This is a genomic window from Streptococcus sp. GMD3S (assembly GCF_000298695.2).
Classification (GTDB): domain Bacteria; phylum Bacillota; class Bacilli; order Lactobacillales; family Streptococcaceae; genus Streptococcus.
Genome location: NZ_AJRC02000004.1, coordinates 54347 through 67831, shown reverse-complemented (window position 1 = coordinate 67831; position 13485 = coordinate 54347). Strand labels below are relative to the sequence as shown.

The 13485-nt window shown below is 40.8% G+C and carries 10 protein-coding genes, 1 tRNA gene and 1 riboswitch; of the genes, 3 read left to right on the top strand and 8 right to left on the bottom strand.

Features of this window, described 5'->3' with window-relative positions; genetic code table 11:
- Positions 1-131: 131 nt before the first annotated feature.
- A riboswitch (FMN riboswitch) is annotated at positions 132-349 on the bottom strand.
- A 40-nt stretch (positions 350-389) separates the two neighbouring features.
- Entirely contained in the window at positions 390-893 is a 504-nt protein-coding gene (locus tag GMD3S_RS0203035; RefSeq protein ID WP_000181365.1) for a tRNA (cytidine(34)-2'-O)-methyltransferase, read from the bottom strand.
- A 400-nt stretch (positions 894-1293) separates the two neighbouring features.
- On the opposite strand from GMD3S_RS0203035, the gene trkA reads away from it, so the two are divergent.
- A complete protein-coding gene (gene trkA / locus GMD3S_RS0203025) occupies positions 1294-2643 on the top strand; it encodes a Trk system potassium transporter TrkA (protein WP_000706812.1) in 1350 nt (449 codons plus the stop codon).
- 3 nt (positions 2644-2646) lie between these two features.
- Positions 2647-4086, top strand: coding sequence for a TrkH family potassium uptake protein (locus GMD3S_RS0203020; RefSeq protein ID WP_001043426.1), 1440 nt, complete (start codon positions 2647-2649; stop codon positions 4084-4086).
- Between the two features lie 89 nt (positions 4087-4175).
- Here the strand turns inward: GMD3S_RS0203020 and GMD3S_RS0203015 are convergent, their stop codons facing one another.
- From GMD3S_RS0203015 to GMD3S_RS0202995, 5 genes are all read right to left on the bottom strand, one after another.
- On the bottom strand, positions 4176-5105 hold the full coding sequence (locus tag GMD3S_RS0203015; protein ID WP_001291311.1) for an ATP-binding cassette domain-containing protein: 930 nt from the start codon (positions 5103-5105) through the stop codon (positions 4176-4178).
- Between the two features lie 10 nt (positions 5106-5115).
- On the bottom strand, positions 5116-6183 hold the full coding sequence (locus GMD3S_RS0203010) for an ABC transporter ATP-binding protein (protein WP_000159699.1): 1068 nt from the start codon (positions 6181-6183) through the stop codon (positions 5116-5118).
- A gap of 8 nt (positions 6184-6191) precedes the next feature.
- Complete coding sequence (gene oppC / locus GMD3S_RS0203005) at positions 6192-7118, bottom strand: oligopeptide ABC transporter permease OppC (RefSeq protein WP_000103938.1); 927 nt, start codon at positions 7116-7118, stop codon at positions 6192-6194.
- Positions 7118-8614: an ABC transporter permease gene (locus GMD3S_RS0203000; protein WP_000759885.1), complete on the bottom strand. Its 1497-nt coding sequence runs from the start codon at positions 8612-8614 to the stop codon at positions 7118-7120. The genes oppC and GMD3S_RS0203000 overlap by 1 nt, the downstream gene beginning before the upstream one ends.
- Before the next feature lie 66 nt (positions 8615-8680).
- A complete protein-coding gene (locus tag GMD3S_RS0202995; protein WP_000749710.1) occupies positions 8681-10660 on the bottom strand; it encodes a peptide ABC transporter substrate-binding protein in 1980 nt (659 codons plus the stop codon).
- Positions 10661-10958: 298 nt separating this feature from the next.
- Between GMD3S_RS0202995 and GMD3S_RS0202990 the strand changes: the two genes are divergently transcribed.
- Positions 10959-11029, top strand: a tRNA-Cys gene (locus GMD3S_RS0202990).
- Between the two features lie 147 nt (positions 11030-11176).
- Here the strand turns inward: GMD3S_RS0202990 and GMD3S_RS0202980 are convergent.
- A complete protein-coding gene (locus tag GMD3S_RS0202980) occupies positions 11177-12508 on the bottom strand; it encodes a hemolysin family protein (protein ID WP_000390014.1) in 1332 nt (443 codons plus the stop codon).
- A gap of 137 nt (positions 12509-12645) precedes the next feature.
- Positions 12646-13470: a DNA/RNA non-specific endonuclease gene (locus tag GMD3S_RS0202975; protein ID WP_000359005.1), complete on the bottom strand. Its 825-nt coding sequence runs from the start codon at positions 13468-13470 to the stop codon at positions 12646-12648.
- Positions 13471-13485: the final 15 nt, after the last annotated feature.

Genomic DNA, 13485 nt, shown 5'->3' with positions numbered 1-13485 from the left:
TAAAATCAGAAGAAGTTGGAAAGGATCCCTCTATCTATTCTCACTTTTTATATCCCAAAAGTTCCCTCTCACTCTTTTGAGCAAGCGGTTGCAATTCATCTATAAACTCATTAGAACAGACAAAGCCATTCTTTCGTCTTCTCCCATCCAGACTATACTGTCGGTTGTGGAATCGCACCACATCAGCTTGCGCTCGCGGACTTCTTTAACTAAGATATTTTGGATTAATCTAGGCGTCGCAGTCGAAGATAATACTTAAGTATATCGAGACAAGACAACGAAGAGAAAGCCAAAATAGCTAGTTAAAGTCACCGCCGGTCGGGAATCTCACCCAGCCCTGAAGACCTTTTAATCATAACAAAAAACGCTTGCAAGTGCAAGCATTTTGATTATTTCAATTTATCTGCTTCATAGGTGTGAACAAGCTCAAGACCTGCAAAATTCTGCTGACGGAGCGCTTCATAGACAATCATGCATACGGTATTGGAAACATTGAGGCTGCGAACATGCTCATCGTTCATAGGAATACGGAGAGCTTTCTCAGGATGTTCTCGCATAAAGTCCTCAGGCAAGCCCTTGTCTTCACGTCCAAAGAGAAAATAATGATCCCAACCACTTGCCAAATCTGCTTCAGAATAGACCTTTTCCGCAAATTTTGAAATCAGATAGAGTTTACCCTTCATCTGAGACATGAAATCTTCCAAACTGTCATAAAAATAAATCTCAAGCTTATCCCAGTAGTCCAAACCAGCCCGCTTCATCTTCCGATCATCAATCGGAAATCCCATCGGTTTGATGATGTGGAGGGGAGAATTGGTCGCAGCGCAAGTACGCGCAATGTTACCTGTATTTTGTGGAATCTGAGGTTCAAATAATACAATGTGATTTGTCATTACGGGTTTCCTTTTATCATTGCAAAAAAATAGCCACACTGCCCGGAGTCAAGCTCAGCAAACAGCGTGGTTAAGGCATCGTTAACTTACCTCACAACAGGTTTGAAGTAAATCAGCGAAACTACTTTCTTAGTATAACACTTTCAGAATCATTGTCAATAGAAATGACTTGATTTTTTTACTTTTTTTGATGATATTTTCATGTTTGGTCATTCCCTTTCTGAAAAGGTATAGTAAAAGAGCCAAATCACTTCAAATCGGAGACATCGTTATAGAAATTAAGCAAATGTATCTTCAAAACGTGAAAAAGGCCTTTCTTCCCTTAAAAATCGCCTTAGCAAGTGCATTTTTTGCTAAAAAAGGGTATGATAGTTACATCATGAAAAAGTAGGTTTTTTATATGAAAATTGTCCTCGTTGGTGGAGGGAAAGTTGGTTTCGCCCTCTGTCGTTCACTGGTTGCAGAAAACCATGACGTTGTCCTCATCGAACAAGATGAGGCTGTCCTCAATCACATTGTCAGTCGCTATGATATCATAGGTCTCCTTGGAAATGGTGCTGACTTTGCCATCTTGGAGCAAGCCGGTGTTCAAGAGTGCGATATCTTTATCGCCCTAACCGAACACGATGAAGTGAATATGATTTCAGCGGTACTTGCTAAAAAAATGGGGGCTAAAGAAACCATCGTTCGGGTGCGAAATCCTGAATACTCTAATGCCTATTTTAAAGAGAAAAATATTCTTGGATTTTCACTTATCGTTAATCCAGAACTCCTAGCAGCGCGTGCGATCTCAAATATCATTGATTTCCCTAATGCCCTCTCTGTCGAACGATTTGCTGGAGGTCGGGTCAGTCTCATGGAGTTTGTTGTCAAGGATTCTAGCGGTCTTTGTCAAATGCCAATCTCAGACTTCCGTAAAAAGTTTGGCAATATCATTGTCTGTGCTATGGAGAGAGATCATCAACTGATGATTCCAAGTGGTGATGTTACTATCCAAGACAAGGATAGGATTTTTGTTACGGGAAATCGTGTAGATATGATGCTTTTCCATAACTATTTTAAATCTCGCGCAGTTAAAAGCTTACTTATCGTTGGAGCTGGAAAGATTGCTTATTATCTACTAGGGATTTTAAAAGACAGTCGCATTGATACCAAGGTCATCGAGATCAATCCTGAAAGAGCTCGTTTCTTCAGTGAAAAGTTCCCCAATCTCTATATTGTCCAAGGAGATGGAACTGCAAAAGACATTTTGCTGGAAGAAAGTGCTCCCCACTATGACGCAGTCGCAACCTTGACTGGAGTTGATGAGGAAAATATCATCACTTCTATGTTTCTTGACCGTGTTGGCGTCCATAAGAATATCACCAAGGTCAACCGAACAAGCCTTCTAGAGATTATCCACGCACCTGATTTTTCAAGTATCATCACACCAAAAAGCATCGCAGTAGATACCATTATGCACTTTATCCGTGGTCGAGTAAACGCTCAGTACTCAGACCTTCAAGCCATGCACCATCTAGCAAACGGTCAAATTGAAACTCTCCAATTCCAAATCAAGGAAGCTAATAAAATGACTGCCAAACCTCTATCACAGTTGAAATTGAAAAAAGAGGTTCTCATCGCAGCCATTATCCGAAAAGGAAAAACAATCTTCCCTACTGGAGAGGATATACTTGAGGTGGGAGACAAGTTACTCGTGACGACCTTATTGCCAAACATCACCAAAATCTATGATTTGATTGAGAGGTAAAAAATGAATAAAAGTATGATTCGTTACCTCCTCTCAAAACTTCTCTTGATTGAGGCTGTTCTTCTCCTAGTCCCTGTTAGTGTAGCGATCTATTACCAAGAATCCAATCAAGTATTTATCGCTCTCTTTTCTACGATTGGCATTTTAGTCCTTCTCGGTGGTCTAGGCGTTTTACGGAAACCGAAAAATCAACGGATTTATGCCAAGGAAGGGGTCTTAATTGTTGCCCTCTGTTGGATTTTATGGTCTTTCTTTGGCGGCCTCCCCTTTGTCTTTTCAGGACAAATCCCCAGCGTCATCGATGCCTTCTTTGAAATCAGTTCTGGATTTACGACTACAGGAGCAACTATTCTGAACGATGTTTCCGTTCTCACTCGTTCCCTCCTCTTCTGGCGAAGTTTCACCCACTTGATCGGAGGGATGGGGGTACTCGTCTTTGCACTTGCCATTATGGACAATGCCAAGAATAGCCACTTGGAGGTGATGAAGGCTGAGGTCCCTGGACCTGTCTTTGGCAAGGTCGTATCCAAGCTAAAAAACACTGCCCAGATTCTCTATCTGCTTTATCTGGCTCTCTTCTCCCTTTTTGTGGTTATCTACTATCTAGCAGGCATGCCTCTCTATGATAGTTTTGTCATCGCTATGGGAACGGCAGGAACTGGGGGCTTTACCGTCTATAACGACGGAATTGCCCACTATGGTAGCTCGCTCATCACCTATCTAGTTAGTATCGGAGTTCTGGTTTTTGGAGTTAACTTCAATCTCTACTACTACCTCATGCTCCGTCGGGTTAAGGCTTTCTTGGGAGATGAAGAACTACGAGCATATATCATCATTGTCCTAGTTTCTACAGGCTTGATTACGCTTAATACACTCCACCTCTATCAAGGTGTCTCTAAGAGTGTTGAAATGGCCTTCTTCCAGGTTTCCAATATCATCACGACAACAGGTTTTGGTTACGGAGATATTACCAACTGGCCCCTCTTCTCCCAATTTATCCTCCTCTTCCTCATGGGAATCGGTGGATCAGCTGGCTCAACTGCAGGTGGTCTTAAGGTGATCAGAGGACTTATCCTCTCTAAAATCGCAAAAAATCAGATTTTGTCCACCTTATCCCCTCACCGTGTTTTGACTCTACACGTCAATAAAACTGTGATTGATAAGGATACCCAGCACAAGATTCTTAAATATTTTGCTATCTATATGATGATTATTCTCTCCCTCATCTTTATCGTCAGTCTTGATAGCAATGATTTTCTAGTCGTGACCAGTGCGGTCTTCAGCTGTTTTAACAATATCGGACCTATTCTAGGTACAACCTCGAGTTTTGCCATCTTTAGTCCCATCTCTAAAATCCTACTCTCCTTTGCAATGATTGCAGGTCGTTTAGAGATATACCCAATTTTGCTACTCTTTATGAAACGTACCTGGTCTAAACGTTAATGATAATACAATTCCCCTTTTACAAGCTAGTAGAAGGGGAATTTTTTCTATTAAAAATGAGAAGACCTTTCGGCCCTCTCCTAGTCTGTTTATTTTTTAAGAGCTTCTTTGTATCGAGCAACTTCTGCTTGATTGGCCCAAACATAGTGACCTGGACGAATTTCTACCATAGATGGCTTGTCTGTCTCATAGTCATGTTGGTCAGGATCGTAAACTTTCAAGACCTTCTTGCGTTCCAAGATTGGATCTGGAATCGGTACAGCAGATAGAAGCGCTTGAGTGTATGGGTGGACAGGATTGTTAAACAACTCCTCTGTCTCCGCCACTTCGACGATAACTCCCTTATAGATAACCGCGATACGATCTGAGATAAAGCGAACAACTGACAAGTCATGGGCGATAAAGAGATAGGTCAAGCCCAACTCTTTTTGGAACTTCTTGAGCAAGTTCAAGACTTGCGCACGCACTGATACGTCCAAGGCTGAAATTGGCTCATCCGCAATAACGAAATCAGGTTCCATCACAAGAGCACGGGCAATCCCGATACGCTGGCGTTGACCACCAGAAAACTCGTGTGGGTAACGGGTCAAGTGTTCTTTCAAAAGTCCAACTTCATGAATCATCTTTTGAACTTTTTCTTTTCGATCTTCTTCATCTTTAAACAAGTGATAGTTGTAAAGACCTTCAGAGATGATATAGTCAACTGTTGCACGCTCATTCAAGCTGGCTGCAGGGTCCTGGAAAATCATCTGGATGCGACGGATCAAGTCTGATGATTCCTTATGAGATTTTTTCCCATTAATTTTATGACCATCAAAGATGATTTCACCTTTACTAGTATTATTTAGACCAATAATAGCACGACCAATGGTTGTTTTCCCACTACCAGACTCACCTACAAGAGAGAAGGTTTCTCCCTTGTTGATAAAGAAGTTGGCGTTTTTAACCGCGACAAACTTCTTACTTCCTTCACCGAAGGAAATTTCTAAATCTTTAATTTCTACTAATTTTTCAGACATTTCCTTCCTCCTAGTCTTCTAGATGAGCAAAGCCCATTTTATCACGAATCTTGTCATGCAAATCTGCAATGACTCCAGGTTTTTCAACTTTAGGAGCATTCTCATGAAGCAACCAAGTCTTAGCCCAGTGGGTATCCGTGACTGAAAACTGAGGTGCTTTCTGTTCAAAGTCAATTTGCATAGCATAATCTGAACGAAGGGCAAAGGCATCACCTTTCAACTCAGTATAAAGAGACGGTGGTGTTCCTGGGATAGAGTACAATTCCCCTTTATCGTCAGCAAGCTGAGGCAAGCTAGACAAGAGACTCCAAGTATATGGATGACGTGGGTCGTAGAAGACTTCCTCAACAGTTCCGTATTCTACAATTTCACCAGCATACATAACCGCTACCTTATCGGCAATACTTGCTACCACACCAAGGTCATGGGTGATAAAGATAATGGTAAAGTGGTACTCATTTTGCAAGGTTTTAAGCAAATCAATGATTTGCGCTTGAATGGTAACGTCAAGGGCCGTTGTTGGCTCGTCACAGATCAAGATATCTGGACGACAGGCAAGGGCAATCGCGATAACGATACGTTGACGCATCCCTCCAGAATATTGGAAAGGATACTCATCAAAACGTTTTTCAGCGTCTGGAATTCCGACCTTATTCATATAGTCGATTGCCATCTCTTTGGCTTCCTTAGCTGTTTTCCCTTGGTGTTTAACGATAACTTCAGTGATTTGGCTACCGATTGTATTGATTGGGTCCAAACTTGTCATAGGGTCTTGGAAGATAGTCGCAATTTTAGCACCACGAATCTTCTCCCATTCCTTGTTAGAAGTAAGAGCGGTCAAGTCTTGTCCACGATAGTCGATGCTTCCTTGGGCAATACGTCCATTGTCTTCTAACATCCCTGTAAAGGTTTTTGTTAAAACAGATTTACCAGAACCGGACTCACCTACCAAGGCAAGAACTTCCCCTTCAATCAGGTCCAGAGAAACTCCTCGGATAGCTGTCAGAACTTTGTCACGAACGTCAAATTCCACGACAATATCACGAGCAGTCAAAATTACATTATTTTCTTTTGTCATGTCTACTCCTATCTATGTGTACGTGGATCACTAGCATCCGCTAGGTTTTGACCAACAACGAAGAGAGATAGGGACACCAAGATCAAGGTTGTCAACGGAATCCAGAATAAGTAAGCGTTGGTCGTAACGTTTTGTGAGTAATCTGAGATCAAACGTCCCAAACTTGGCACTGTTACAGGCAATCCCAATCCAAAGAAGGAAAGGAAGGCTTCATAAGAGATGAAGCTTGGCAACATCAAGGTCATCGTAGAAACAATAACGGATACCAATTGTGGCATGATATTTTTAACGATGATTTTAAAGGTTGGTGTCCCAAGTGTTTGAGAAGCAAGGTTGTATTCCAAGTCACGGTAACGCATGATTTGGATACGAATCATATAAGCAATCCCAATCCAAGTTGTCACACTCATGGCAAAAATCAAATTCCAGAAACCAGCACCAATTGAGTAAGTCAAGACAATGACAATCAAGAGAGACGGAATGTTTGAAATAATGTTATAAACTTCCATCATGACGCGGTCAACGGATTTTGAAATTCCCCAAATTCCACCAACAATAACCCCGATCACAAGGTTGATAAAAGTGGCAATTACAGAGATAAGAATTGAATTACGCGCACCAAACCAAACCCCGTCAAACAAGGATTTACCATTGCTATCTGTACCAAACCAATGTTCAGCATTGGGCTTGATAAAACGAGCAGAGAAGTCATTGACCTTACTTACATCGTTGAAGTCAAAATCTGAGAACATTGGGTAAATAAAGCTCATCAAGATAATGGCAACCAAAATCCCCAACATAAGGACTGTTGATTTTTTCTTTAGAAATTGTCTAAATACAGAACCCCAGTATGAATAGGCAGGGGCGTCAATTGTTTCAGAGGCAAAATCGTCACGTTTTACGAACTGAAATTTTTCTTTTCCGATTGTTGACATTATTTGCCTCCTTTCTCTGTCAATTTAATACGTGGATCAAGCATGGTCATCCAGATATCCCCTACAAAGAGTGAGAAGATAGAAATACATGTGAAGATGAAGACAAGACCAACTACCATTGAGTTGTTTGATGCCTTAACAGAGTCAATCAACATTTTACCCATACCTGGGAAAGCGAAGACCGTTTCTGTCAATGTTGCACCACCGATAACCCCGATTACGGCACCAGGAATACCTGAAACCAAAGGAACCATGGCATTTTTAAAGATGTGTTTATTTGAAATTTCTTTTTCAGACAAACCTTTTGCACGAGCAAAACGAACGAAGTCCTGAGATTGCAAGTCGATCATGTAACGACGAATCCAGATAGCTGTACTTGGTGCACCCAGCAAACCTAGAATGACTGCTGGCAAGACATATGAACGCCAGTCCCCAGCTCCCAAGATAGGAAATGAATCTGGCAGACCGATAGATGATCCAATCAAGCGCACGATATAAACCAAGGCAATCGTTGGAAGTGCAAGCAAGAAGGTTAGAGCACCTGTCGAGAAGCTATCAATCCAAGTATTCTTGTGACGAGCCATGGCAGATCCAAGTGGAATCGCAATCGCATACGAAATAATCAAACCAATCAAACCAGCAACCGCTGAGCTTGCGATCATTGATGGGTATTGATAATTGCTTTCTGTAGCTGTATATGGATCGTCTTTACCATAGTTGGCTACTTCACGCGCATCTGCTTGACTTGGAGATTTGTAGGTACGAGAGTAAATATCTACAGATGAAGTCTTTTTACCTGTAGGGAATTGAACTTCTGATGTCTTAGTTTGTCCCTGACCTTGTGTGATAACTTGAAGCACTGGTGTGTTTGCATAAGTTGGGTAAGAGTCACCCAAGTTAATGTTCACAAAGTTTTGGTGTACAAATGGGAATTGATTGTTGAAATACAAAAGGTATTTATGTTTTGTACCTGAACCAACCAATGACCAACCGATAGCAGGGTCATTTTCAAAACGAAGATAACGTTGCAAGTTTGGATTTTCAGGGTCTTGAATCTTGTTTGGATGATCAATATCAATCAAGTTGGAATAGAATTTGAAAACACGTTCAAAAATTGGAATTTCACGCGTAGCATAGAATTGACCACTTTCTGAGAACACACCAAGTGTCCAACCATTTCCTAGTTGGTTGATGTATTTTTCGTAGATTGCCTTGTTGGTATCATTGGCATCTACTGTTACAGATGAGTCTATCGTGCTAGCTTTTTCTTGCAACTCCTTGGTATCGTAGTACTCGATATAGCCCATCCGCTCATAAACGGTATTTTCATAATTATCCCGCTTGTCCGGCGTCGTTGCAATCTTGTTATAGTTGGTATCCTGCTTGAAAATCAATTTTCGAGGAACCATCGTATAGATAATTGTGTAGGTCAATGTTGTCACCAAGAAAATAGACAACAATGAACGCAATACACGCATAAAAATATATTTCTTCATATCGTTTCCTTTTAAAATCCCAAAAGAACCTTCTCCTCATGGAGAGAAAGTTCTCTTGAGAGTTATTTATTTAACGTGATTTGTCAATTCTTTTTGAACTTTTTCGTTTGATTCTTTTTTCTCTTTGAGCCATTTTTCACGAGCTTGTTCATAGTCAGCTTTTGTTACAACCTTGTCTTGTAACTGAATATACTTGAAGTATACGTCTGAGCCCTTATCTCCAGATTGACTGTAAGATGCAGAGAATGGGACAACACGAGAAATGATTGGTGCAGCACCACTTGATGACATAGCTGGCAAGAAGAGTGAACTATCTGTCAACCAAGCTTGGGCAGCCGCGTATTTTTCATAACGAACATTCAAGTCACTTGTTTCTTTTCCTGCTTCATCAACCAACTTATCGTATTCTTTCAAACCAACTTGAGCTGCTGCAGCATTATCTGCACCTTCATAACCCATGTATGTTTTAGTTTGTTCAGCATTCGTTGTCTTCAAGATATCAAGGTAAGTTGATGGATCTTCATAGTCTGGGTTCCATCCAACAGCACCTGAGAGATCCCAATCTTCTGCCGCAGCGCTTGCTGCATAGTATGTAATATTCTGTAGTTCATCTGTAGTGATTTGTTGGATATCGATGACTACGTTTTCTTCTCCAAGTACTGTCTCAACGGATTGTTTGAAGGATTGAATACGTGCGATATAGTTTTTAGATGTTTGGTCTACTGGGATATCCAAGTGGATAGGGAATTTCACACCTTCTGCTTCCAATGCTGTTTTAGCTTTCGCAAATTCTGCTTTGGCTTTATCGGCGTTGAAAAGTCCATCTTGACCATCCGCAAAGCTTACATTCTTCCATTCATCACCGTAAGCAGCCATCTTTTCAGTTACCAAGTCACCGAAAGTTTTTTCGCCTGCAGAGACAAAGTCTGGTTTCACAAAGAGGTTACGAACTGCAAGAGGAGCGCCTTCCTTACCATTAATTTGTGCTGAGTACGAAGTACGGTCAAAGGCAAAGTTCAAAGCCTGACGGAAGTCCTTGTTAAGAAGGGCTTTCTTAGTAGAAGTCTTCTCTTCATCAGTTGTCTTAGAAGTGTATTTGTATCCTTGACGGTCAATGTTCACACCCAAACCACCGATACCAGGTCCTGATGGATTGTAGTAGATATTGTCCTTGTAGGTCTCTTCAACTTTAGAGTAGTTCGAACTTGTAGGGAAAAGGCGAGCATAGCTATAAGCTCCACTTGTAAAGTTACGTTCAATTGATTCTTGATCAGAACCATCATAGTAAGCAAGTGTTACTTTATCAAGATGAACATTGTCTTTGTCCCAATAGTTTTCATTCTTCACAAATTCGATAGATGACTTAGCAGTCAAACCTCTCAGCAAGAATGGTCCATTGTAAAGCAATGATGTAGGGTCAGTCGCTTTACCAAAATCAGATCCTTTTGATTTTTCAAATTCTTCGTTCAATGGCCAGAAGATTGAGTAGGCCAGCTTAGAGTTCCAGTATGGTTCTGGTTTGTTCAAAGTGTATTCAAGGGTATAATCATCAACTGCTTTTACACCGACTGAAGCAAAATCTTTATTGTTTCCAGCTATATAGTCAGCTAGACCTTTAACTGAATCTTCTGCTAGATACTTAGCTGCTGATTTATTGTCAGCTGCGTGTTTCAAACCATTTACAAAGTCTTTGGCTGTTACTTCAGCATACTCTTCGCCATCAGATGTCATCCATTTGACACCTTTACGAATCTTGTAGGTATAAGTCAAACCATCTTTTGAAACGGACCAGTCTTCTGCAACTGCAGGAACTAAATTCCCATACTTGTCGTTTGTGAAAAGACCGTCGATACCATTTGAAGTGGCGACCTTAGTACTTTGTTTCCCTGAAATGAGGTAATCCAACGTTTCTGGGTCAGCTGTATAAACATAACCATAATTTTTTGGCGCTGTTGAATCAGATGATTTTGAAGAACCGCAAGCAGCTAGTACTCCTGCTGCTAATAAAGCAACACCTGCTGCAACAAATACTCTACTTTTTTTCATGTTTTTAACTCCTCTTGAAAAATTTAGGCTTATTGGAAATTATAACATATATTTTTTAAAAAGTAAACGAATTTTCAGAATATTTAGGCGCATTTCCTCAAAAAACTTCTATTTGTCAAAATTCTTGCATTCTTTGTTTGTTTCTGCAAGAAATACTTTCTAGTCTGATCTTCTTCAGAAGAGGATTTTTAAAAGCTTTTTCTCACTTCTTCGATCATCATCTGTTTTCTTAAATTGGATTTTAGAATAAGAAACTATTGACGGGAAATGATTTTCAAGGTATAATAATAAACGTTGAGGCGGTATAGCCAAGTGGTAAGGCACGGCTCTGCAAAAGCTTGATCGTCGGTTCAAATCCGTCTACCGCCTTTCAGTACCTGAATTAACAGGAATTAACCGAATGAAAAGCCCGAAAAACGGGCTTTTTTTATTTTTTCTTCAGATAAATACGGATAACTTCGAAAAACTTTTGGGGCGGATTTGGGGAAATATAAAGCAGTGACTCAAGTCACTGCTTTATTCTGTTTCTTCTTCAGGTTCTAGTTCTGTGATTTGAACTTTTACCTTGGTAACACGTCCATTTTTCACCTTATCATTGGTCAGGACAATTTGTTTGTTTTGACTGACCAGTTCATAACTGATTTTCTCAGTTGTTGGAATCGTTCCAACACCCGTCAAATAATAACCGGCGATGGTATCCACATCATCGCTTTCTAGTTCGACACCAAAGTAGTTATTGAAGTCGTTAAGATTCATGGTTCCCTGTGCAATATAGGTGTCCTCACCGATTTGATGGACTTCGATTTCTGCCCTATCGGTCTCGTCATCAATCTCACCGACAATCTCTTCTAAAAGATCTTCCAGAGTTACCAAACCAGCCATACCACCATATTCATCGAGCAAAATGGCCATTTGTCTTTGGGTATTTCGCAATTCTTTTAGCAAGTCATCCACAAAAATAGTTTCAGGAACAAAGAGTGGATCTTGTAAGATCTTCTTCCAGACAATATTTTCAAAGCCATCTGCATAGGCAGCGTTTAGCAAACGCTTGGTATGAATCAAACCAATCACATTGTCCTTATCCCCATCATAAACAGGGATACGTGAGAAATTTTGCTTTAGAATACTTTGGATAATGGTTTGACTATCATCCTGAATATCCACCATAAAGGCATCTGTCCGAGGAACCATGACTTCTCTCGCCATCAGCTCATCTAGAGAGAAGATCCCTTGTAACATCTCGATTTCGTCTGCATCCAAAGTTTCCTCACTTTTGGTCAACATGTACTCAATTTCATCTCGAGTCATTTTTTCATCCGCATCATCAAAGGTCATTGGCGTTAAACGACTCAAGAGATTGGTTGAAGCAGATAACAACCAGACAAAGGGACTGACAATTTTCCCCAAGCCAATAATGACTGGTGCGGTTCGGATGGCCAAGGTATCTTTCAGATTTAGAGCGATTCTCTTGGGATAGAGTTCCCCAAAAACAATAGAAATATAGGTCAAAAACGCTAAAGATAGAAAACTTGCAATAGCGTAAGCTGTTTCACTATTTCCTATCCAAGATGCGATTTCGCGTCCTAGAGTGTCTGCTAAACTAGCCCCTGACAAGATGGTAATTAACGTGATACCAACTTGAATTGTTGATAAAAAGTGGTTAGGATTTTCAAGTACCTTTAACAAACGAATGTAACGTTTGTCTCCCTCTTCTGCCTTTTGTTCCACTCGGGAACGGTTTAGTGACACCATCGCCATTTCAGTGGCTGAGAAAAAAGCATTTAACAAGGTCAAGATAAATAACAATACAAACTGTAGCAACAAATTCTGACTGCTCGGGTCTTCCATAGTCCTTCTCCTAAAATAGTATCTTGTGTTCCATTATATCATAAAATCGATCAGGATTCACATTATTTTTCATTTAAAGAACAACTCCCCTGCCTCTAGAAGACAAAGGAGCTGTTTTTTTATTGTATCTATTGTTTCTAATCCGTCACTGTTACTTGACCCGTTTGGTAATCAAGCTGGATTCCCTTTTGAACATTTGGAATCAGGACGTTGAATTCCAATTCGCCATCCGAAGACTTGGCTTCAATTTGTGAAGCCGATGGAACTAGGTCCTCATTTGTAGCATAGTGGAGAGTTACCCGATAACGGACTCTCTTATTCTGGTCCAAGGCTTTTCTGACCAAACTCTCATAGTAGTTCTGCCCTGTCGAATCTTCAGCCTGAGCCTGGTTGGCCCAAGCTGTCTGAACTGCAATGTTCTTGGGATTGCTGGTAGAAGCATCAAAGCCATCTAACCCACCTATCAAGGCATAACCCAATAAGTGCCCCCTATCTACTGCGTGTGTATAGGCTCCCTTTAGATTCTTGACCTGATGCCATCCTGGTGGCGTCCAGGAGGTTGAGCCGTTGCCTGTTTCTTCACGGTTCTTATACTGCCGAGTCGCTTTGGATAAGATGGCATTGGCAACAGTCGGGACTGTTTCTTTTCCAACTATCTTTGTCTTATTATCCGCATAGGGTTTGCTAGAAACCTTGGCATCTAGATTGGTTTTATTGCCATTGACAATGAAGGCCCCTGCTCCATTCCACTCGAGCCCCCCCTTGATTTGATTTTTGATTGACTCAGTTAAGACACTTTCAGCTAGCTCCTGACTGGGTGCTTCTGAAGCTTGTTTTTTCTGACTAACCTTGGTTCTAGGGCTATTTGGTACTGACTGCATCTGCTTGATGTAGTAGCTTCCAGCAGCCAAGAGTAAGAATAGAAGTAATCCTATCAGAGCTTGTCTTGTTTTTTTGTCCATTTTTCTCCTTATTTC